Origin of the sequence: Pseudomonas gingeri (genome assembly GCF_013386115.1) — a bacterium.
GTDB lineage: Bacteria > Pseudomonadota > Gammaproteobacteria > Pseudomonadales > Pseudomonadaceae > Aquipseudomonas > Aquipseudomonas gingeri.
This window is the reverse complement of the sequence record NZ_JACAOR010000010.1, coordinates 200,890-222,188: the sequence shown is the minus strand read 5'-3', so window position 1 is coordinate 222,188 and position 21,299 is coordinate 200,890. Positions and strand designations below refer to the sequence as shown.

18 protein-coding genes are annotated in these 21,299 nt (G+C 61.8%); 14 read left to right on the top strand and 4 right to left on the bottom strand.

The features are described 5' to 3' along the window. Positions 1 to 16 precede the first annotated feature (16 nt). The gene (locus HX881_RS19960) at positions 17 to 1,123 is read right to left on the bottom strand and encodes an ATP-NAD kinase family protein (RefSeq protein ID WP_177086149.1); all 1,107 of its coding nucleotides are present in this window, start codon (positions 1,121 to 1,123) and stop codon (positions 17 to 19) included. A gap of 112 nt (positions 1,124 to 1,235) precedes the next feature. Between HX881_RS19960 and gcvPA the strand changes: the two genes are divergently transcribed. Both gcvPA and gcvPB read left to right on the top strand, forming a co-directional pair. Continuing rightward, positions 1,236 to 2,645: an aminomethyl-transferring glycine dehydrogenase subunit GcvPA gene (gcvPA, locus tag HX881_RS19955; protein ID WP_042936803.1), complete on the top strand. Its 1,410-nt coding sequence runs from the start codon at positions 1,236 to 1,238 to the stop codon at positions 2,643 to 2,645. Beyond that, a complete protein-coding gene (gcvPB, locus tag HX881_RS19950) occupies positions 2,638 to 4,176 on the top strand; it encodes an aminomethyl-transferring glycine dehydrogenase subunit GcvPB (protein ID WP_177086147.1) in 1,539 nt (512 codons plus the stop codon). The genes gcvPA and gcvPB overlap by 8 nt, the downstream gene beginning before the upstream one ends. A gap of 58 nt (positions 4,177 to 4,234) precedes the next feature. On the opposite strand, the gene HX881_RS19945 is transcribed toward gcvPB, so the two are convergent. Continuing rightward, complete coding sequence (locus HX881_RS19945; RefSeq protein ID WP_017129035.1) at positions 4,235 to 5,638, bottom strand: aminotransferase; 1,404 nt, start codon at positions 5,636 to 5,638, stop codon at positions 4,235 to 4,237. Positions 5,639 to 5,755: 117 nt separating this feature from the next. Here HX881_RS19945 and HX881_RS19940 point away from each other — a divergent pair, with 117 nt between their 5' ends. The 11 genes from HX881_RS19940 to HX881_RS19890 all read left to right on the top strand — a co-directional run bounded on the left by HX881_RS19940 (position 5,756) and on the right by HX881_RS19890 (position 17,488). Further along, entirely contained in the window at positions 5,756 to 7,210 is a 1,455-nt protein-coding gene (locus HX881_RS19940) for an NAD-dependent succinate-semialdehyde dehydrogenase (RefSeq protein ID WP_275936907.1), read from the top strand. A 64-nt stretch (positions 7,211 to 7,274) separates the two neighbouring features. Continuing rightward, positions 7,275 to 8,069 carry an IclR family transcriptional regulator domain-containing protein gene (locus HX881_RS19935; protein WP_177086146.1) on the top strand — a complete coding sequence of 265 codons (795 nt, stop codon included), beginning with the start codon at positions 7,275 to 7,277 and terminating at the stop codon, positions 8,067 to 8,069. A 383-nt stretch (positions 8,070 to 8,452) separates the two neighbouring features. Then, complete coding sequence (locus HX881_RS19930) at positions 8,453 to 9,220, top strand: SDR family NAD(P)-dependent oxidoreductase (RefSeq protein WP_017129038.1); 768 nt, start codon at positions 8,453 to 8,455, stop codon at positions 9,218 to 9,220. 142 nt (positions 9,221 to 9,362) lie between these two features. Further along, on the top strand, positions 9,363 to 10,169 hold the full coding sequence (locus HX881_RS19925) for a transporter substrate-binding domain-containing protein (RefSeq protein ID WP_017129039.1): 807 nt from the start codon (positions 9,363 to 9,365) through the stop codon (positions 10,167 to 10,169). A gap of 54 nt (positions 10,170 to 10,223) precedes the next feature. After that, the gene (locus HX881_RS19920; protein WP_103032806.1) at positions 10,224 to 10,898 is read left to right on the top strand and encodes an amino acid ABC transporter permease; all 675 of its coding nucleotides are present in this window, start codon (positions 10,224 to 10,226) and stop codon (positions 10,896 to 10,898) included. After that, positions 10,898 to 11,653, top strand: coding sequence for an amino acid ABC transporter permease (locus HX881_RS19915; RefSeq protein ID WP_017129041.1), 756 nt, complete (start codon positions 10,898 to 10,900; stop codon positions 11,651 to 11,653). The genes HX881_RS19920 and HX881_RS19915 overlap by 1 nt, the downstream gene beginning before the upstream one ends. Further along, on the top strand, positions 11,565 to 12,302 hold the full coding sequence (locus HX881_RS19910) for an amino acid ABC transporter ATP-binding protein (protein ID WP_042936805.1): 738 nt from the start codon (positions 11,565 to 11,567) through the stop codon (positions 12,300 to 12,302). The genes HX881_RS19915 and HX881_RS19910 overlap by 89 nt, the downstream gene beginning before the upstream one ends. Before the next feature lie 79 nt (positions 12,303 to 12,381). Beyond that, positions 12,382 to 14,082 carry an FAD-dependent oxidoreductase gene (locus HX881_RS19905; RefSeq protein WP_177086144.1) on the top strand — a complete coding sequence of 567 codons (1,701 nt, stop codon included), beginning with the start codon at positions 12,382 to 12,384 and terminating at the stop codon, positions 14,080 to 14,082. A 176-nt stretch (positions 14,083 to 14,258) separates the two neighbouring features. Beyond that, positions 14,259 to 15,194, top strand: a complete 936-nt coding sequence (locus HX881_RS19900) for a dihydrodipicolinate synthase family protein (protein ID WP_017129043.1) — start codon at positions 14,259 to 14,261, stop codon at positions 15,192 to 15,194. Positions 15,195 to 15,207: 13 nt separating this feature from the next. Then, entirely contained in the window at positions 15,208 to 16,335 is a 1,128-nt protein-coding gene (locus HX881_RS19895) for an NADH:flavin oxidoreductase/NADH oxidase (protein WP_177086142.1), read from the top strand. Between the two features lie 22 nt (positions 16,336 to 16,357). Then, positions 16,358 to 17,488: an NAD(P)/FAD-dependent oxidoreductase gene (locus HX881_RS19890; protein ID WP_177086141.1), complete on the top strand. Its 1,131-nt coding sequence runs from the start codon at positions 16,358 to 16,360 to the stop codon at positions 17,486 to 17,488. 172 nt (positions 17,489 to 17,660) lie between these two features. Here HX881_RS19890 and HX881_RS19885 read toward each other — a convergent pair whose 3' ends face one another. Further along, positions 17,661 to 18,404, bottom strand: coding sequence for an SDR family NAD(P)-dependent oxidoreductase (locus tag HX881_RS19885; protein WP_177086139.1), 744 nt, complete (start codon positions 18,402 to 18,404; stop codon positions 17,661 to 17,663). A 561-nt stretch (positions 18,405 to 18,965) separates the two neighbouring features. On the opposite strand from HX881_RS19885, the gene ispC reads away from it, so the two are divergent. After that, positions 18,966 to 20,180 (top strand): 1-deoxy-D-xylulose-5-phosphate reductoisomerase, encoded by a 1,215-nt coding sequence (gene ispC / locus HX881_RS19880; protein ID WP_343054798.1) that lies wholly within the window; start codon positions 18,966 to 18,968, stop codon positions 20,178 to 20,180. 76 nt (positions 20,181 to 20,256) lie between these two features. Here ispC and HX881_RS19875 read toward each other — a convergent pair whose 3' ends face one another. Beyond that, a complete protein-coding gene (locus HX881_RS19875) occupies positions 20,257 to 21,204 on the bottom strand; it encodes a LysR family transcriptional regulator (protein WP_177086135.1) in 948 nt (315 codons plus the stop codon). Between the last annotated feature and the right edge of the window lie 95 nt (positions 21,205 to 21,299).

The window sequence follows — 21,299 nt, the reverse complement described above, 5'->3', positions numbered from 1 at the left end:
TTTTAGGATGAACAAATCAGTGAACGACGCGCACCATGGCGCTGCGTCCCGGTGCTGTGTGTACCCGGATAAAACCGCTGAGACGGGCGTCGAGTGCCGGATCGCCGCTGTCGACGAACAACTGTCCCTGGGGCAGGGCGGCGATTTTCGCGCTGCTCGCCAATACGTGCAGATGTGCCGGGGCGATCAGGGCGAGAACGGCGGCGCTGATCTGCTGGTTGCCGCGGCCGAACAGGCAACCCTGGCCGCCCGTGAGGCTGACGACCACATGTGCGGGATGGCGTGTGGCGAGTGCGAGCAGATCGCTTTCATTGGCGTCGCGACAAATCAATGTCCGACCGAGGTAGGCGTCGACGCCGAGTAGCGTTGCTTCTCCACTCAGGTGCCTGGCCAGCGACTGGATCGTGCGGCCGGGACCCAGGAAATAGACATGTTCCGGATGCATCCGGGCGGCGAACAAAGCTGCCTCGGCCTCCACGGCGTGGTCCGGATTGGCGCTGCCGGACTTGGCACCCTGCATGTGCCGCGGGTCGGCGGGCACGCGCGCGTAGCCGTAGAGGCGGGTGCTGACACGGTCGTTACGGGAAGCGTTTTCGTCGATATCCAGCAGCTCGGCCTCGCGGCTGCCGACCCCGCCACCGGCACACTGGCGGGCGACTTCACCGGCATGCTCAGGCGAGCGGGCAAACACGCCGGAATACATTTTCACCCCGCAGGGAATACCGAGCAGCAGCGTCGGCGTGGTCGCAGTGGCTGCCGCCACATCGCGGGCGGTGCCATCGCCACCGGCGAACAGCAGCAGGTCGACGGTCTCGGCGAGCAATGCATGACAGGCCTCCACAGTATCGCGCGCCGAGCGCTCGGTGGGTGGGGTGGCGATGACTTGCGCGGGCAAACCGGCCTCATGACAGGCGCGTTCGCCCATTTCGCCGGTCACCGTCACGACCTGCGCATCACCACCGACCAGTCGTCGCAGTGCGCGCACGCAACGCTCATGGGCCTTGGGGCGGGCGCCCAGTTCCAGCGCCAGGGCCACCATGTCGGCGCCGTCGCTGCCCTTCAGGCCAGTGGTTCCGCCGAGTCCGGCGAAGGGATTGATGAGCAGGCCGATCTTGAACGCCATCGATACTCGCCTTCGGGTGATTGAGCAGTTGCGAGTGTCAGCATTGCCACGTAGATTGTGCGCAATACAAACTTAAGTTCGCATTCGTCCTCATATTGCGTCCGGAGGTAAGATGAGTCAACCCAGATCAGCCCATCCGTTTATGGCCAACGCCCTGCCAGATATCAAGCAGGAGATGTTGAATATCCTTGGTATCGAATCTGTTGAAGAGCTTTTCGAACAGATTCCTGAGGCTCACCGATTGCAGGAAAAGCCCGAACTTATGGGCGCTATGCGCTCAGAGGCGACCCTGAGCCGTCATTTGCGCGAGATCCTCGCTCGCAACCGCAATTGCGCCGAAACCCTGAGCTTTCTCGGTGGCGGTTGCTGGCAGCATCATGTGCCCGCCATCTGCAATGAGATTGCCGGTCGCAGTGAGTTTCTGACGTCGGTGTGGGGCACGCCTTCATCCGACCAGGGACGTTGCCAGGCATGGTTCGAGTTCAGCAGCCAGTTGGGTGAACTGGTGGGATGCGAGTATGTCGGCCTGCCGGTCTACAGCTGGGGCTGTGCCGCCGGGCATGCCTTGCGCATGGCCTCGCGCCTGAACGGGCGTCACACCCTGCTGTTGCCGAGAATCATTGATCCGGAGCGGCTGGCGGTGATCCGCAACTACTGCGAACCGAACATGGCCAATGAGTTGCAGCTGGAGTTTGTCGCCGCGGATCCGGTGACCGGCGTGATGGACCTGGAGGACCTCAAGGGCAAACTTGGCAGCCATGTGGCGGCGGTGTACCTGGAGGCGCCCAACTACTTCGGCCTGATCGATGGCGCCGCCGCGACCATTGCCGAGTTGACCCACGCCCAGGGCGCGGAGTTCGTGGTCGGCGTCGACCCGATCTCTCTTGGCGTACTGGCGGCCCCGCCGGATTACGGTGCCGATATCGTGGTGGGCACCATCCAGACGCTGGGCATTCCGATGTACGGCGGCGGCGGCCTGGGCGGCTTTATCGCCACGCGCGACGAAGAGCGTTACGCCCGTGAATACCCCACGCTGCTGATCAGCATCACCACCACCGCGCATCCGGGGGAAGTCGGTTTCGGCCTGTCCCTGGCCGAGCAGTCGTCTTATGGCTTGCGCGAAAACGGCAAGGACTGGACCGGTAACTCGGTGTACCTGTGGGCCATTGCCAACGCGGTGTACATGTCGCTGATGGGGCCGCAGGGATTTGTCGACGTCGGTGAGCTGATCGTTGCCCAGGCCCATCAGGCGGCGCGACGCCTGAATGAGCTGCCAGGTGTTTCGATCCGCTATGGCGACGGTTTTTTCAAGGAGTTCGTGGTGGATTTCAACGCCAGCGGCCAGTCGGTGGCGGCCATCAACCAGGGCTTGCTGGCACGGGGCATCTTCGGCGGGCATGACCTGAGCCGGGAGTTCCCGGAGCTCGGGCAAAGCGCGCTGTACTGCGTGACCGAATTGCATCAGGACGCGGACATCGACCAGTTGATCGACGCCCTTCGCGAGGTACTGAACCATGAGTGAATCCGTCAAGTTACGCCGATACCAGGCCGCCGTGTGGGATGAGCCGGTGGTGATGACCTTGTCGCGTCCCGGCCGGCGTGGCGTGGTGTTTCCCACGGCGGCGGTGCCTTGCGATCTGAGCGTGATCCCGGCGGCGATGCGTCGCAAGACCTTGCCCAAGCTGCCGGAAATGTCCGAGCCCGATGTGTTGCGACATTATTTGCACCTGTCGCAGCAAACCTTGGGAATGATGGGGATCTCGCTGTTTGGCACCTGCACGATGAAGTACAACGCGCGGGTCAACGAAGCGATCACCGCGCGCGATGATGTCGCGCAGTTGCATCCACGCCAGCCCGACTCGACCTTGCAGGGCTCGCTGCAGGTCATGCATAACCTGGATCTCAATCTGCGGGCGTTGTCCGGCATGGACCGCTTTGTGTTTCAGGCGGCGGGCGGTGCCGATGCGGCGTTTCTGCATGTCTGCGTGACCCGCGCGTATCACGCCGCCCGCGGCGAGCTGGAAACCCGCGATGAGATCATCACCTCGATCCAGTCGCACCCGTGCAATCCGGCGACGGCGGCGACGGCGGGATTCAAGATCATCACCTTGCCGCTGGAAGAGAACGGTTATCCATCGCTGGAAGCGCTCAAGGCGGCGGTGTCGTCGCGTACGGCGGCCCTGATGATCAATAACCCCGACGACATGGGGATCTACAATCCGGATATCGCCGAGTGGGTGCGGGTGGTCAAGGAGGCGGGTGGCCTGTGCTTCTACGACCATGCCAACTTCAATGGTGTGATGAGCAAGGTACGGGCACGGGACCTGGGCTTCGATGCCTGCATGTTCATGTTGCACAAGACCTTCGGCGCACCGAAGGGCGGTGGCGGGCCGGCGGTCGGTGCCTATGGTTGCAGCGAGGAACTGATCCCCTATTTGCCGGGCCCGTTACTGGTCGAGGAACAGGGCAGGTTTCGCCTGGAGGCGGGTGATGAGCTGGGCATTGGCCGGGTGCGCGAGTTCCTTGGCAATCTGCCGCAGATCATCAAGGCATATGCCTGGGTGCGGGCCATGGGTATCGAGGGGATTGCCGAGGCCTCGGATCTGTCGGTTCTGGCCAACAACTACATGGGCAAGAGGCTCGCCGAAATCCGCGGGGTGACCTGTTCGCACCCGCATATCAAGACGTGGCGCCTGGAAATGACGCGCTACAGTCTGGAAACCCTGGAGCGCGAGACCGGCATCAGTGCCTACGACGTGCAGAACCGCATGGTCGACTACGGTGTCGATGCGTTCTGGCTGGCCCATGAACCCTGGGTGATTGCGCAGCCGTTTACCCCCGAGGCCGGCGAGATGTGGTCCAAGGAAGATATCGATTACTGGATCGCGGTGCTGGCGCAGGTGTGTCGGGAAGCCTATGACAACCCGGACCTGGTGCGCACGGCGCCGCATAATCATCCCATCGGTCGCCTTGATACCGGCCCCCTCGAAGACCCGGCCCGCTGGGCGACGACCTGGCGCGCCTATCAGCGCAAGCATCCCGGCGCACAGTAACCTGTGACGCGCGGTCGATAGCCGCTGGCGCGACCTGCGCCAGCGGCTGGAGGTTGTCTCAGCCTTTCCAGTGACCTTCGGCGTGCAGTTGGCTGAACACCTTGTCCACTGCACGACGCGCACGGGCGACCATTTCAACCACTTCGTCTTCGCTGATCACGAACGGCGGCGAGAACGAAATCGAGTCGCCCTGGGGCAGGGCGCGGGTGATCAGGCCTTCTTCCAGTGCCGCGCGGGCGATGCGCGGGGCGACCTTCAGTGCCGGGTCAAAGGCGGTGGCCGGATCCCGACGGGCGACAAACTCGACGGCACCCATCAGGCCCACGCCACGTATTTCACCCACGGCCGGATGATCGGCAAAGGTTTCGCGCAACAGGCGATGCATCAGTTCGCCTCGCGCACCGGCCTGGGCCACCAGGCCTTCTTCCTCGATGATCTGCAGGTTGGTCAGGGCGACCGCCGCGGCCAGGGGGTGGGCGCTGTAGGTATAGCCGTGGGCGAAGGCCCCGTATTTTTCGCCGCCGAGCAGCAGGCCTTGCCAGATCTTTTCGGAAACGATGCAGGCCGACAACGGCACGTAGGCCGAGGTGATGCCCTTGGCGACGGTCATCAGGTCGGGACGCATGCCCATTTTTTCACTGCCGAACTGGGTGCCGAGGCGCCCGAAGCCGCAGATCACCTCGTCGGCGATCAGCAATACATCGTATTTATCGAGCACGGCCTGCATCGCGGCGTAATAGCCGGCGGGCGGGACGATCACGCCGCCGGCGCCCATCACCGGCTCCATGATCATCGCTGCCACGGTGTCCGGGCCTTCCGCGAGGATCAGGTTCTCCAGGTCGGCCGCCAGGCGTGCGACGAAGGCGGCATCGCTCTGGCCGGGCTCGGCCTGCCACAGGCGGTGCGGCGCCGTGGTGTGCCGGATGAACGGCAGTGGCAGGTCGAAGCCTGCGTGCATGCCGGGCAACCCTGTCAGGCCCGCCGCGACCACCGTCACCCCGTGATAGCCGCGATTGCGCGCGATGATCTTCTTTTTCTGCGGCAAGCCGCGAGCGTTGTTGTAGTACCAGACCAGCTTGACCTGGGTGTCGTTGGCATCGGAGCCGGAGTTGCCGAAGAACACCTTGGACATCGGCACCGGCGACAGCTGGATCAGCTTCTCGGCGAGCAGGATCGGCGTATCGGTGGCCATCGACGAGAACGAATGGTAGTAGGGCAGGCGCATCGCCTGGGCATGCAGGGTGTCGGCGATTTCCTTGCGCCCGTAACCGACGTTGACGCACCAGAGCCCCGCCATCGAGTCGATGTAACGGCGACCGTTGGTGTCTTCCAGCCAGACACCTTCACCCTTGACCATCACCAGTGGGCCGTTGCGTTCGTGCTCGGCCAGTGCGGTGAAAGGGTGCAGGAAATAACGCCGATCCAAGTCATGCAGATCGGTCGATGGGGTACGTGGATCCATGATCTCTCCAGTTGCTAACCAAGTTTTCGGATGATTATTTGTGCGCATTGCGGTGTTGTGGGCGTTGTGCGAACATAAATGTAGCACCTTAATCCTGCAACGAGGAAACAAATCATGCTGAACTTGAAAGACCCTTCACTGCTCAAGCAAGCGATCTTCGTCAATGGCGCGTGGTCGGTTCCCGAGGGATGCGGCTGGATTGAGGTGACCAATCCGAGTACCGGTGAGCGGGTCGGGCGGGTGCCCAAGGCGGGGCGCGCCGAGACAGTCGAGGCCATCGAAGGGGCGGAACGGGCCTTCCGTCCCTGGGCGGCACGTCCGGCGGGCGAGCGGGCAAAGGTGGTCAAGCGCTGGTATGACCTGATTGTCGAGCATGTCGACGACCTGGCGTTGATCCTGACGGCCGAGCAGGGCAAGCCGTTGGCCGAGGCCCGGGGCGAGATCCTCTACGGCGCGGCCTTTTTCGAGTGGTTCGCCGAGGAGGCCAAGCGTGTCTACGGCGAAATCCTCCCCGCGCCGCAGCAGGGCCAGCGCATGCTGGTCCTGCGCCAGCCGATCGGTGTGTGCGCGGCGATCACGCCGTGGAACTTTCCCATGGCGATGATCCCGCGCAAGGCCGGACCGGCGATTGCCGCCGGCTGCAGCATGGTGCTCAAGCCGGCCAGCGCGACGCCATTTTCAGCCCTGGCGCTGGCCGAGCTCGGCCGTCGTGCCGGGCTGCCAGAGGGCGTATTCAGCGTGGTGACCGGGGCTGCCGGTGAAGTGGGCGACGAGCTGTCGACACATCCCCTGGTGCGCAAAGTGACCTTCACCGGTTCGACCGAGGTCGGTCGTTCGCTGATGGCCAAGGCGGCCGGCACCATCAAGAAAGTCGCGCTGGAACTGGGCGGCAACGCACCGTTGATCATCTTTGACGACGCCGATATCGACGTGGCCGTCACGGGTGCCATCGCCTCGAAATTCCGCAACATGGGCCAGACCTGTGTCTGCGCCAACCGCATCTATGTACAGAGCGGTATCCATGATCGTTTCGTCGCGCGTTTCGCCGAGGCCGTGGCGGCGCTGCGGGTTGGCGATGGGCAGGCGGAAGGCGTGCAGCAGGGACCATTGATCGACGAGGCAGCGGTCCGCAAGGTTCAGGAGCATATAGATGACGCCCTGGCGCAGGGCGCGCGGATTGTCACGGGCGGTCATCGGCATGCCCTGGGACAGACCTTCTTCGAGCCCACCGTGCTCGCCGATGTGACCGCCAGCATGCGCATTGCCGTGGAAGAGACCTTCGGCCCGGTGGCGCCGGTGTTCCGCTTCGAGACCGAAGCCGAGGTGATCGCGGCGGCGAACGACACCGAGTTCGGCCTGGCGGCGTACTTCTTCACGCGTGACAACGGACGGGTCTGGCGCGTCAGCGAAGCGCTCGAAGTCGGCATTGTCGGGGTCAATACCGGTGCGACTTCCTATGAAGGCGCCCCCTTTGGCGGGGTGAAGTCTTCAGGTATCGGTCGCGAAGGTTCGCACCACGCCATCGAGGAGTTCACCGAGCTCAAATATGTATGCGTTGCCCAGGTGAGCTGATATATTCCGGTCTAAACTTCTGTGCGCACGTCGCACAGGCTTTTAATAGGAAATGGTGTCAAAAATGCTCGAATCAGAATCATCGATCGACGACCTTGAGAACCGTGATCGCGATTATGTCGGTTCTTTCGCTCGTGGCCTCGAAGTCATCAAGACGTTCACCCGGCATACGCCGCGGCGGACCCTCAGCGAGGTCGCCGAGGCCAGCGGCATGAGCCGGGCCACCGCGCGCCGGTTCCTGCTGACCCTGGTGCGCGAAGGTTATGCCGACAGTGACGGCAAGTACTTCAGCCTCAAGCCGAAGATCCTCGAGATCGGCTTTTCGGCCTTGTCCTCGATGAATATCTGGGACGTGGCGCAGCCGATCATGAGTGCGTTGTCCGACCGTTTGCAGGAATCCTGTTTCGCCGCCGTGCTGGATGGCGATTCGGTGATCTACGTGGCACGGGCCAACTCGACGCGCGTGGTCAACATCAGCATATCGATCGGCAGTCGTTCACCGGCGCACAGCGTTTCGACCGGGCGGGTGCTGCTGGCGGCGTTGCCCGAGGCGGAGTTCCAGGAATACCTGGACAAGACCACGCTGACCAGATTCACCGAGCACACGGTGACCTCCAAGGTGAAGCTGCGTGAGCTGGTCAACGAAACCCGCTTGCGCGGCTGGTCGATTGTCGATCAGGAGCTGGAAATCAGCCTGCGCTCGATATCGGTGCCGATTCGCGACCGTGATGGCAAGGTGGTCGCGGCCCTCAACGTGCCGTGTCCGACCGAACGCGTGACCTTGCAGGACATGAGCACGCGGATACTCACCGAACTGCTGGAAGCTTCGAAAAACATCACGCAGGCCCTCCAGGGATAAGCCCCTGGTCACTGCTCGACAGCGCGCTCTGATCCTTGATCGAGCGCGTTTTTTTTGCCCGGGATTTGCCTGGCGCGGCTGTTACAAATCCCTTTGGGAATTTTGCGAACACTAGTTTGCAATGCGCACAATTGTGCGATAAGTTAACGCTCACATCGACAACAAAAACATTAAGCGATGGAGTGATTCTTATGCACCTGACACCCGCGCGAGGCTTTGTGCCCGCGCTTCCTCCAGCCCCCTGGGCCCTGTCTCGACGCCAGTCCGCCAACACCGGCTGCGCGTTATTTCACCTTTACATCGGCGGTCGGTAACCCGACCAGACAACCTGTTTGCCCGTGCATAGGAACTGTCGATGCCCGGGCCATTGCATGGAGTCTCCAATGTTTGACCTGAAGGGCAAGACATTGCTTGTCACCGGCGCATCCAAAGGCATCGGCGCGGCTATCGCGACGGCGCTGGGCGAGGCCGGCGCACGGGTGATCGCGCATTACGGCGGTGATCGGGCGGGGGCGGAACAGGCGCTCGCCAATGTGCCGGCCGCGGACAAGCTGTTCCTGCAGGCCGACCTGCATGACCTGGCCTGCGTGGAAACCTTGTGGGACCAGGCGCAGGCCTGGCAGGGCCGTATCGATGGCTTCGTCAACAACGCGGCGATCATGCGCTGGCACGGCGGAATGGCCGCGGACGATGAAACCTGGGACAGCGTCTGGGCTGAAACCCTGGACGTGAATGTGCTGGCTCCGGCGCGCCTGATCCGCCGCGCGGTGAAGCATTTTCACGCCAATGGCGGCGGCATCCTGATCACCATTTCCAGTTGGGCGGCGCAGCGCGGGGTGACCAATCCGGACACCATCGCCTACGCCGCGTCGAAAGCCGCGGTACGGTCGATGACCCAGACCGTCGCCCGGGCTTATGCCAAGGACGGAATCCTCGCCTACATCGTTGCGCCGGGCGTGGTGCGCACGCAGATGTCCGAGTCGTTTGCCCGTACCCAGGGCGGCGAGGAGGGGGTCACCGCGCAACTGGCAATGGGTGAGTGGGTGCCGCCGAGCGACATCGCGGCGCTGGTGGCGTTTCTGGCCAGCGGGCGTTCGCGTCACCTCAGTGGTGCCACGCTCGATGTGAACGGTGCCAGCTACGTTCGTTGAGCCGATTGACTGCAATCAAAAGTGCGCATTGACATCTTTTGTTCGTATTGCGCATTAAATTATTGACATAGATGCGGCGAAGTCAGACATTGAGATTCCAGTCAGCGCTGGCGTCGCCTGTAACCCCAATCAGGAGTTTCACATGCTTAAATTCAAAGCTGTCATTCTCTCGCTGGCCGTTGTTGCCGCGGCCGTGTCTGGCGTCGTGCAAGCACGCAGCCTCGACTCGATCATCCAGAGCGGCACCCTGCGGGTCGGCGTCAACCCGAACTTTCCACCGATGAGTTCCTACAACGACAAGAACGAACTGGTGGGCTTCGACATCGACGCGGCCAACGAAATCGCCCGCAACCTCAACGTCAAGGCAGAGTTCGTGCCAACCGAGAGTGCCCAGCGTGTGCCGTTCCTGCAATCGGATCGGATCGACATCTCCCTCGGCGCCCTGACGCGCAACTCCGAACGCGCCAAGCTGATCGATTTCACCGTGCCGCTGCACACCGAGTCCATGGCGGTGCTGACCACCGACAAGCTCAAGGTCGATAACTGGAAGGATCTCAACAGTCCGGATATCAAGCTGGTCAACATGCGCGGCAACTGGTCGGTCGACTACCTGAAAAAAGAGCTGCCCAAGTCCAACGTCCTGCTGGTGGAAACCATCGCCGATACCGTGCGTGCCGTGGCCCAGGGGCGGGGCGACGCGATTGTCGAGAACATCGACTTCTTCATGAGCTTCACCAAGAACTATCCTGACGTGAAGTGGCGCGTGCTCAAGGACCCGATTTCCGTCGGATACGACTGCATCGGCGTGGCGAAGAACAGCACCGGCCTGCGCGACTACCTGAACGTCGTGCTGTTCGAGATGCACAGCAGCGGCTTCATCAATACCACCTGGCAGAAGGCATACGGCGCGCCGATGCTCAAGCCCGTGGATGCAAACCCGTACTTCTAACCCCCGCGCCGACCCGTACCCCGGTACGGGTCGGCGAAAAGGACGGATAGCCTCGTGGACTACACCTTTCAGTTCTCCAACGTCATCCAGAACCTCCCTTATCTGTTGAAAGGGGCAGGGCTGACACTGGAAATCGCGTTTGTTTCGTTCTGGCTCGGGTCCGCCATCGGTCTGGCGGGCGCCATGGCCAAGTTGCATGGCGGGCGCCTGTTGCGGGGTCTGGTCAGTGTCTACATCACGCTGTTCACCAACACCCCGGCGCTGGTGCAGATCTTCTTCCTGTTCTACGCCTTGCCGGATGTCGGCATCGTGCTGGAGCCGATGACCGCCGTGCTGATCGGCCTGACACTCAACTCCGGTGCCTACCTCACCGACATCCTGCGTTCGGGTGTCGAGTCGGTGCGCAAGGCCGAGATCGAAACCGCCGTGACCCTGGGCATGTCCGGGCTGCAGACCGTGCGCTACGTGATCTTGCCGCACATCGCCAAGACCATTTACGCGCCGCTGTGCAACTTCTTTGTCTGGCTGGTGCTGGGCAGCTCCATCGGGGCCATTTTCGGTGTCGAGGAACTGACCGGCCGGGCCATCAACATTTCGACCGCCAACCTGCGAACGATTGAAACCTTCTCGGTGGTGGCAGCGATATACGTGGCATTGACCTTTGTTGCGTCGATTGCCTTGGGGCTGGTAGGCCGTCACCTGTTCCGCGCAAAAATCAAGGTGTTCTGATGTTTGATCTGATCATTTCCCAGGCTCCGCGATTCTTCACCTGGTACACGCTGGTCTTCGTTCTCGAAGCCATGGGCCGCACGTTGATGATGACGGTGATCGGTTGTTCGGTCGGGGCCGTGGCCGGCTTCGCCATTACCGTCATCCGCAGTACCACCAGCAACTGGATGATGTTGTTCCGGCTGGCGGTGACGGTCTATGTCGAGGTGTTCCGGCGTATCCCGTTCCTGGTGATCCTGTTCATCGTGATGTACGCCTCGCAGGGGCTTGGCTCGAACATTTCGCTGTCGGCGATTGCGACGGTCTCGATCTGCCTGGTTGCCACCGCGTTTCTGTCGGAGATCATCCGCGCCGGGCTCGAGTCGGTGCCGCGGCAGCAGCTTGAAGCGGCCCAGGTGATGAACTTCGGCTTCAGCCGCACGCTGTTCATGGTGCTCCTGCCGCAGTCATGGAAAGTCATCCTGCCGCCGGCCTTCGCCTTCATGGTGATGTTCATCAAGGACACCTCGCTGGCGTCGCAGATGGGCGTCGTCGAGCTGACGTTCACCGGCAAGGTGCTGATGAACCGAGGTTATTCGCCGTTCCTGGTGTACGGCGTCGTACTTGCTGCTTATTTCGTCCTGTCTTACCCACTCAGCCGATTGGGCGCTTACCTGGAGAATCGTCTTGCCTCACCTCAACGTCGTAAATCTGTCCAGCGCGTACGCGCAAATTCCGGTCCTGCAAAACGTGAGTTTGTCGGTCGATCGCGGTGAAGTGATCAGCCTGATCGGGCCGTCCGGGTCGGGCAAAAGCACCTTGTTGCGTGTGCTGATGGGGTTGTTGCCGCCAACGGCCGGACGGGTGCTGATCGATGACGAGCCGCTCGACTACGTGTCGAAAAGCAGCCTGCGTGCCGCGCGGGACAAGATGGCCATCGTCTTTCAGCAGTACAACCTGTTCCAGAACATGGACGTGCTGCGCAATGTCACGATCGCGCCGACCAAGATCAAGAAACGCCCGCGTGCCGAAGTCGAACTCGAGGCCAAGGCGTTGCTGAAGAAGGTCGGGCTCGGGGAGAAATATCACGCCTATCCGGACGAGTTGTCCGGTGGTCAGCAACAGCGCGTGGCGATTGCCCGGGCGCTGGCATTGCGTCCGCAGATCCTGCTGCTCGACGAAGTCACGGCGGCGCTCGACCCGGAGCTGGTCAACGAGGTGCTCGACACGGTCCGCGCCCTGGCGAAGGAAGGGATCACCATGTTGCTGGTCTCCCACGAGATGTCCTTCGTGCGTGAGGTCTCGACGCGCATCGTGATGATGGACAAGGGCCAGGTCGTCGAGATCGGCACACCGCAGCAGATTTTCGAGGCGCCTGTCGAGGCGCGCACTCGCGAATTCGTCGGCAAGATCCTGCGTCACTGAGGCTCGAACCGACTCATCCCCGTGTTGCTCGCCCTGCCGGTTGCGGGGCGTGCGGACCGACAGCTGTTGGAGACGCTTGATGAAAGGCATTGCTATCACTTTCGAAGGCACCGTGTACACGGCTCGCCCCGGCGAGTCGTTGGCGGCGGCCCTGATCGCTGGCGGTGTGCGGCATTTCCGGGAAACCCGCAGCGGTGCCTGTCGCGGTATTTTCTGCGGGATGGGCGTGTGCCAGGAGTGTCTGGTCGACATCGACGGTCGGCCGAATCAGCGCGCGTGCATGACCAAGGTCGTGGCGCCGATCAACGTCAGGCGCAGCATCGCCAACACGCCGTTGCCGCTGGATGTGGCGCAAAACGTGGTGATCGAGCCGATCCCGGTGCGCACGCCGGATGTCCTGGTGATCGGTGCCGGGCCGGGCGGCCTGTCGGCGGCGTTGGCGGCACGGCAGGCGGGGGCCAGCGTGGTCGTGGTGGACGAGCGGAGCATTGCCGGGGGGCAGTATTACAAGCAGGTCAGCGTCGAGGGGCCGGACATTGCGCCGCCCGACCGCCAGCATCGACAAGGCGCCCGGTTGATCGCGGAGGTACGGGCAGCGGGTGTCGAATTGATCGGCGACGCGCTGGTCTGGGGGGCATTCGAACCCGGCGAATACGGTGTCGTGATCAACGGTCATACCCAGCGCTGGAAACCGCGCAGCACGGTGGTCGCCACCGGTGCCTATGAGCGTGGCTGGCAAGTGCCGGGCTGGACCTTGCCGGGCGTGATGACCACCGGCGCGGCGCAGACGTTATGGCGCACCGCCCGACGTTTGCCGGGGCGGCGGGTATTGATCGCCGGCAATGGTCCGTTGAACCTGCAACTGGCGGCCGAGCTGCGAGCGGGCGGGGCGACGGTGGTGGCGGTGGTCGAGGCGGCCGCCGCACCGGGTCTGGCGACATTGGCCAGCCTGGCGCGCATGGCCATCGCCGCGCCGGGATTGATGCTGGAGGGCCTGGCGTATCGCCTGGCATTGCTGCGGGGTAAAGGCCGGATGATTCACCAGGCACTGGTCTCCGGTATCCAGGCGCAGGGTGAGCAACTGATGGTCAGCCTGTGCGATATCGACGGCCTGCCGCTGCCGGATACTTTTGAGGTCGACTGCGTGTGCCTCGGCTATGGCTTCGAACCGGCCAATGAACTGCTGCGGGCACTGGGTTGCGGTCACGATTACGATGCCCGGCGCCGGCAACTGGTGACCCGCCGCGATGCCCGCGGCCAGACCGACATCGACGGCGTGTTTGCCCTGGGCGACTGCACGGGGCTGGGCGGTGCCCGGGCCGCATTGGCCGAAGGACGCATGGTCGGCCTGGAAGCCGCCGTCTCCAGTGGTTTCAAACTGTCCGGCGAGCTGCACGAAAGCAGCCGCGGAGCCGAAGCCGAACTCAATCGGCAACGTGCATTCCAGAAGGCATTGTGGACGTTGTACAAGGCCGAGGCAAAACCGCCGGCGGTGACTGCGACGGCGCAGGGCGGATGCCTGGTTTGTCGCTGCGAGGAAGTCAGTTTTGCCACGCTGCAACAGGCGCTGGACGATGGCATCAGTACGACCGGCGCCATCAAGCGGCATACACGGATTGGCATGGGCCGCTGCCAGGGTCGTTACTGCGCGGCCACTCTCGACGAGAAAGTCTGTGAACTCAATGGATCGCAACGCTCGGAGCTGTCCGGCTTCGCTCCACGCCTGCCGGTCAAACCGGTGACCATTGCCGAATTGGCCGGTTCGCTGGAAAAAAATTAAACCGAATAACGCGAACTAATGTTCGCCATGGTAACATTCGTTTCAGGATGTACAGGATTCTGTCGCTTCGAATAAGGCTTTTCGAGTGAGTTTTGCAGTAAAAACGTCATTAACTGACATAAATGCGCGAACATTGATCTTTTCCGCGCACAAACGTACGAAAATCGGAGTCAAGCATGAGCAAAGAATTTCGCGGCAGCTATGGCGTGACAGTGACGCCTTTTACCGCCGATGGCAGCCAGATCGATTACAAGGCCCTGGCCGCGTTTATCGAATGGCAAATCGCCTCGGGTTCGCCGGGCATCATCATTCTCGGTACCACCGGCGAGTTCCTGACCATCTCGGACGATGAGCGCACCCAGTACATCGAAACCACGGTGAAACTGGTCAACGGCCGTATCGACGTGCTGGTGGGCACCATGGACGCCTACACCCCCAACGCCGTGCGTTACACCCGTGAAGCCGAAGCACTGGGCGCCGACGGTTTCATGATCGCGCCGCCGTACTACTACACCCCGACCGAAGACGAAATCTTCAAGTACTACCGGGCGATTTCCGAGTCGACCTCGCTGCCGATCATGCTCTACAACAACCCGGTGACCACCAACGTCGACATGTCCGCCGCGCTCGTCGCGCGCATGACCAAGGCCTTCGACAACGTGCGCTACATCAAGGAGGCGAGCATGGATGTCGGGCGTATCTACGACATCGTCGAAGGCACCGAGGGGGTGATGAACGTGTTTGCCGGCGAGCGTCCGGTCGAAAGCTTTCTGCTCGGTGCGGTGGGGTACGTGAACCCGTATGCCAACTACATTCCGCGGGCGTCGACCCGGCTCTGGGAAGCGCTGGTCGAAGGCAAGCTGCAAGAGGCGGGCAAGATCCAGGCGATGATCAGCAGCTTCGATCACATCATTGCCGAAGGTCACCCCACCTACGGCCATCAGTGCTATTCGAAAGCCCTGGCGGCGTCGCAGGGGTATCCGGTCGGTGATGTCCGCGCACCGTTGACGCAGTTCGCCGAGCTTGGACAGGAAGGCCTGGATCGCCGCGCGCGGATCGTCAGCATCATCGACGACATCAATAGCTACGTTGCCGCCCAAGCGGCGAAGTGATCAGGGAGCAGGGATGAGCCGTCCGCCATTGTTCACGCCTTTCGACTCCCGCGGCGTACGTTTTCGCAATCGCCTGGTGGTGTCGCCGATGTGTCAGTACCAGGCTGTCGAAGGCCTGGTCAACGATTGGCATTACGCCCATCACGCCCGGTTCGCCCTGGGCGGGATCGGCGGTGCGTTGCTCGAAGCCACCGCGGTGACGCGCGACGGTCGCATCAGCCCCGGTTGCCTGGGGATCTGGAGCGACCAGCAGATCCCTGGCCTGCGGCGCCTCGCCGAACTCTATCATCAGCATGACGTGCCGCTGGGTGTGCAACTGGCCCATGCCGGACGCAAGGCCAGTTCGGCGGTGCCGTGGCTCGGCAGTGGTCCGCTGACGGCAGGCTCGGCAACCCCGGCCTGGCCGACGCTGGCGCCTTCGGCGCTGGCCCATGCCGCTGATTGGCCGACGCCGCAGGCGGCCAGTCTCGAAGATATCCGGCAGGTCGTCCAGGCATTCGCCGACGGGGCCCGCCGGGCGGTTGAAGCGGGGATGGATTTTGTCGAGATCCACGGGGCGCACGGCTATCTGATTCATGAGTTCTTTTCGCCGTTGGCCAACCGTCGCGACGATGCCTACGGCGGCGACTTTTCCAACCGTGCACGGCTTGCGCTGGAGGTCGTGCGAGCCGTGCGCGCAGTGGTGCCGGCGAGCATGCCGGTGTGGTACCGGGCGTCTTGCGTGGACGACGGTGAAGGCGGGATCAGCCTGGATGACAGCGTGCGCCTGGCCGCGTTGCTGGCGGCCGAAGGCGTTGACCTGGTGGATTGTTCGGCGGGCGGGATCCTTGGCCCGGTCGCACGTTCCGCCACGGTGGCCTTGCCGGGGCACCAGGTGCCGTACGCCGCGCGCATCCGTGCCGAAGCCGGGGTGGCGACCATGGCGGTGGGACTGATCACCGGGGCGCGACAGGCCAATCAGGTGATTGTCGATGGTGCCGCCGACCTGGTGGCATTGGGTCGGGCATTGCTGGATGATCCGAGCTTCGCCTATCACGCGGCGCTGGAACTGCAGGTCCCCGACGCCCATGATCTGTTGCCGAGATCCCACGGTTTTTTTCTCGCCCGCCGTCAGGTACACACGCAGGTGAAAGCCACATGAGTGATGAAGCGGAGTTGTTTCCATGGCCGATGTGATTGTCATCGGCGGCGGCCTGGTCGGCTGTGCCACGGCCTATTACCTGGCCAGGGACGGCGTCGATGTGTTGCTGCTGGAGCGTACCGAACTCAATACCCAGGCATCGGGTTCGAATGCCGGCAGCCTGCATGCGCAGATTCCCCACGACCCGTTCGTCAACAAGGGCCCGGAGTGGGCGCGGCGGTTTGCCCCGAGCATCGCGTTGATGGCGCGCTCCATCGCCATGTGGCACGAATTGCCCAAGGAGCTTGGTGTCGATCTCGAAGTCTCGACCAAGGGCGGTCTGCTGGTGGCCACCAGCGAGCAGCAATTGCGTGAGATCGAGGCCAAGGCGACGCTCGAACGCGAGCATGGGCTGGAGGTCGACCTGCTCGACCAGAGTGCGGTGCGCGAACTGGCGCCGTATCTCTCGGATCGGGTCCTCGGCGGTGCATTCTGTCCGATCGAGGGCAAGGCCAGTCCGTTGATTGCAACGTTGGCGTATGCCGATGCGGCGAAGCGCCTGGGGGTGAAGTTCCGTCGTCACAGCGAAGTCATCGGCATCGAGCAGGGCCAGCAGAACTTCCGGGTGCGGCTGGCCGGCGAGGACCTGGTGGCCCGGCGCGTGGTCAACGCGGCGGGCGCCGATGCCGGACGAATCGCCGCGATGCTGGGCATCCATACGGACGTGCAGGGCTTTGCGATTCAGGTCGCGGTGACCGAGCAGACCGGACCGTTGATTCCGCATCTGGTGTACTCGGCGGGGGAAAAGCTCACGCTGAAACAGAACGCCATCGGTTCGGTGCTGATCGGTGGTGGCTGGCCGGCGCGCTGGCACGGTCGCGGGCACCCGGTGACCGATCCCGACTCGCTGGCGCAGAACATGGCCCTGGCCCTGCAGACCGTTCCGGCGCTGGGGCCGTTGCGGGTCATCCGCACATGGGCCGCCGTGGTCAACGGTACCGACGACTGGCGCCCGATTCTCGGTGAAGCCCCCGGCGTCCCGGGGTTCTTCATGGGCTTCTTTCCCTGGATGGGCTTCACCGCCGGGCCCATCGTCGCCCGTATCATCGCCAGCCTGGTGCAGGACAAGCCCGTGCCGCTGGACATCGACTATCGGCCGTTCCTGTGCCAGTGACGATCAGCGGGATTGAGGGCGACCCGATGGGGGTAGCACATCCGCCGGACTGGACGTGGCCTGGGGCGACCTCATCCCTACGTTGGGCGCTGCGTTGGGTCTGTCGGTTGTGAGGCTGGTGATGCCCGCATCAGCAAGGCGCATCGGCCGATGCGGGGTAACAAGGCCCGTGTTATCGAACGGTGTAGCCGTTGTCCACGACCCAGTCCTGGCCATAGACACTTCGGGCACCCTGGCTCAGCAGGAACAGGATGACGTCGGCAACCGCTCCGGGGTCCAGGAATTGGCCGCCCAGCAGTCGTTGGTTCACCTGGTTTGCGACAGTGGCCAGGTCTGCCTGTGCAAGACCCAGGGTGGACCAGATCGGCGTCGCCGTAGGGCCGGGAGAAACCATGTTCACCCGTATTCCCTGGGGCGCCAGCTCCACCGCCAGCGTGCGCGCATGGGCCTTGAGTGCTGATTTTGACGCGATGTAGGCCGCAAGCCCGGGAAAGGTGATCTCGGTCAGAAACGTGCCTATGAATACGACCGCTGCCGGTTTGGCCAAGTGCTGATGTAGATGGCTGAGAGTATTGAGCGCTCCTGCACCGTTGACAGCCCATTGGCGCTCGAACGCCGAAGCGTCGAGTCCGTCTGCCAGTTCCGCGATGCCGGCATTGGGCAACAGATAGTGCACCGGACCCAGGACCGCAGCCTGCTCCGCCAGTCGGCCAAGATCGTTTGCCTGAGCGACGTCGCCAGCTATCCATGTCAGCTGTTGTTCAAACCGCTCAGCCAGCTCCTCCAGTTCACCCATCCGGCGTGACATCACGAGGACTCGAGCGCCTTGCGACAGCAGGCGTGTGGCGACGGCCAGGCCTATCCCGGAACTGGCCCCGGTGACCACGGCCAAGCGTCCTTCGAATTCATGGGTCATAACTGTTTTATCCTGTCTGGTCTTTCAAGAAGTAGTACCGCTGCGCCCACGGTTTTAATTGCGAGGGTGAGTGGGCTATTCAAAAAGCAGGCCAGGTAGTTGCAGGCCTGAAACAGGTGGTTTCAGGTTTATATAGTCATTAAGACCGGCTGATGTCCTGGTCATAATGACCTGATGTAGTCATTAGGACGCAAGGCTTGCGACTTGTGAAAGTTGCAGTTTGATAGCTTGATTATCGGGAACAGGCCTTTTGCCCGAATGCTTTCAGTCGAGTGTAAATGGCTCTGGCCAGGGCTTTTTGGGGGCGGTGCCTGGTCCGCTTGGCCTTTTCGCTACAGTTTTTGTCGGTATTGCGATAATGCTCGGGAGTTATTGCGTAGTTAATAAGGGGAATTGTCCGCGCGACCTGATGGTCCCGGTGGCTTTTTATTTCTTACAGCCAAGGGTGGGTTGCGCAACATGTCGCGTACGACGAGCAATGAGTCGAATAGTCAAGTCCGGGTGAGCCGGCAGTTACTGGCCAGTAGTCATAATGCCGATCCATCACGGCAAAGAGTGCACATCGGACGATCCGCCCATGCCCACGTCAGCAGGCGACAGCGGATATGCATCCTCGGGGCGACCGGATCGGTGGGTGCCAGCACGCTGGATGTCATCGCCCGGCATCCCGAGCGTTATCAGGTTTTTGCCCTCAGCGGCTTCAGTCGCATCGAGCTGCTGGAGAAACAATGCCTGGTCCATGCACCGAGTTATGCCGTGGTGCCCAGCGCACAGGACCAGGCGTCCCTGCAGAAGAAACTGGTCGAGGCGGGCTCCCGGACGGAGGTGCTCTGCGGTCGCGATAGCCTGCGGTTGATTGCCAGCCACACCGACGTGGATACCGTTGTGGCCGCGATCGTGGGGGCGGCAGGTCTGGCGGCGACCCTGGCCGCCGTACAGGCCCGTAAAAAGATCCTGCTGGCCAACAAGGAAGCCCTGGTCATGTCCGGTGCGCTGTTTATGCAGGCCGTGCAGGCCAGTGGTGCGATCATCATGCCGATCGACAGCGAACATAACGCGATCTTCCAGTGCCTGCCACCTATGTCTGGCAGAGGTCTGGGAGAGGTCGGGGTGCGTCGGATCCTGCTGACGGCCTCGGGGGGACCGTTTCGGGAAACCCCCATGGCGCAATTACGCGGTGTCACGCCGGAGCAGGCGTGTGCCCACCCGACTTGGTCCATGGGGCGTAAAATCTCGGTCGACTCCGCAACCCTGATGAACAAGGGGTTGGAGTTGATCGAAGCCTGCTGGTTGTTCAATGCCGCTCCACAGCAGGTCGAGGTGGTGATCCATCCGCAGAGCATCGTTCACTCCCTGGTCGACTACGTCGACGGGTCGATGCTGGCGCACCTGGGAAATCCGGATATGCGGGTGCCGATCAGCCATGCCCTGGCCTGGCCGCACAGGATGGAGTCCGGCGTGGGTATGCTGGATCTTTTCAAACTTGCCCGGCTTGATTTCGAACCGCCCGACGAAGTGCGTTTTCCATGCCTGAAGTTGGCGCGGCAGGTTGCACATGAAGGCGGCTCGGCGCCGGCGATATTGAATGCCGCCAATGAAGTTGCCGTACAAGCATTCTTGTCCGGGCATATCGGCTTTACCCAGATAGCCGAGCTGATCGATAGTGTGCTCAATCAGTTGCCCGGTGTGGCGATAAAAGATCTGCAGGGTGTGTTGGAAGCAGATTCAATGGCTCGCCGAAAAGCCAATGAGTGGGTGGACTACAAGAGATGTTGATGGGGTTGCGCTAAACATAAGGAAAGTCAATTTTTGGGATGACGATATTCCTCTGGCGTAGTGTCTTGGTGAAGTCTTAGCCGGCGCGGACAAGTTCCTGGATCTTGAGCACTTCCTTATGACCGGCCAGTATCTCTGGCAGTGAGGTGCGAAGGTATTCAATCCATGTTCTTATTTTTGCATCGAGATAATGTCTTGAAGGATAAATGGCATACAACCCCAACTCTTCCAGGCGGTATTGAGGCATGACTCGAACCAGGCTGCCGTTGCGTAGTCCCTTGATCGCCGCATGAATCGGTAATATGCCAACTCCCATGTCATTGCTGATTGCCGCCTTCATCGCGTCGACAGAATCCACCACGAAGGAAGAAGTCTTGACCGTGACTTCCTCACAGCCATCGGGGCCTTCGAAAGCCCATTCCTCGAGGGGAATCACGGAACTGACAAGGCGCAGACAGGCATGATCGAGCAGATCTGCCGGTTTTTGCGGGGCGCCGAATGTCTTGACATAGGAAGGAGAGGCACAAACGATGCTGTAGGTCACGCCAAGCTTCTGTGAAATAAGGCTGGAGTCCGGAAGATCAATGGCCAGAACAATGGAAACATCAAATCCTTCATTCACCAGATTGGGTATTCGATTGGTCATGCTCAAGTTGAACGAAACGTCCGGGTAGTTCTTGCGATATCGGGCAATGGCATCAATGATGTAATGCTGGCCGATTCCGGTCATTGAGTGAACTTTCAACTGGCCGGTCGGATGAGTATGGGCATCGACCACTTCCAGTTCGGCTTCCTCCACGGATCGCAGTATTTCTTCACATCGATGCAGGTAGCGTTTGCCTGCATCGGTGAGGGAGGTATGTCGAGTGGTTCGATTGAACAAACGAGCCCGTAAATGGCTTTCCAGATGTGAAATCGCACGCGATATGCTGGTGGTGGTTGTATCCAGTCGGATGGCGGCACGGGTAAAACTGCCTGTTTCAGCCACGCATTTGAAAGTTCGCATGTACTGCAAAATGTCCATCAATAAGCTCCACAAGGTCTATTTAAAGTGTGACACAAAGTTACGATGGTGGTAAATGATATTTATTATCACATTTCGCGTGACAGATATTCACG

Bases quoted from the DNA above. Each gene is read 5' to 3' on its own strand.
- gcvPB (WP_177086147.1), top strand. From the start codon at position 2,638: ATGAGTGAATCCGTCAAGTTACGCCGATACCAGGCCGCCGTGTGGGAT.
- HX881_RS19875 (WP_177086135.1), bottom strand. From the start codon at position 21,204: ATGGACATTTTGCAGTACATGCGAACTTTCAAATGCGTGGCTGAAACA.
- HX881_RS19935 (WP_177086146.1), top strand. From the start codon at position 7,275: ATGCTCGAATCAGAATCATCGATCGACGACCTTGAGAACCGTGATCGC.
- HX881_RS19885 (WP_177086139.1), bottom strand. From the start codon at position 18,404: ATGACCCATGAATTCGAAGGACGCTTGGCCGTGGTCACCGGGGCCAGT.
- HX881_RS19915 (WP_017129041.1), top strand. From the start codon at position 10,898: ATGTTTGATCTGATCATTTCCCAGGCTCCGCGATTCTTCACCTGGTAC.
- HX881_RS19905 (WP_177086144.1), top strand. From the start codon at position 12,382: ATGAAAGGCATTGCTATCACTTTCGAAGGCACCGTGTACACGGCTCGC.
- HX881_RS19945 (WP_017129035.1), bottom strand. From the start codon at position 5,638: ATGGATCCACGTACCCCATCGACCGATCTGCATGACTTGGATCGGCGT.
- HX881_RS19960 (WP_177086149.1), bottom strand. From the start codon at position 1,123: ATGGCGTTCAAGATCGGCCTGCTCATCAATCCCTTCGCCGGACTCGGC.
- HX881_RS19890 (WP_177086141.1), top strand. From the start codon at position 16,358: ATGGCCGATGTGATTGTCATCGGCGGCGGCCTGGTCGGCTGTGCCACG.
- HX881_RS19895 (WP_177086142.1), top strand. From the start codon at position 15,208: ATGAGCCGTCCGCCATTGTTCACGCCTTTCGACTCCCGCGGCGTACGT.
- gcvPA (WP_042936803.1), top strand. From the start codon at position 1,236: ATGAGTCAACCCAGATCAGCCCATCCGTTTATGGCCAACGCCCTGCCA.
- HX881_RS19900 (WP_017129043.1), top strand. From the start codon at position 14,259: ATGAGCAAAGAATTTCGCGGCAGCTATGGCGTGACAGTGACGCCTTTT.
- HX881_RS19925 (WP_017129039.1), top strand. From the start codon at position 9,363: ATGCTTAAATTCAAAGCTGTCATTCTCTCGCTGGCCGTTGTTGCCGCG.
- HX881_RS19930 (WP_017129038.1), top strand. From the start codon at position 8,453: ATGTTTGACCTGAAGGGCAAGACATTGCTTGTCACCGGCGCATCCAAA.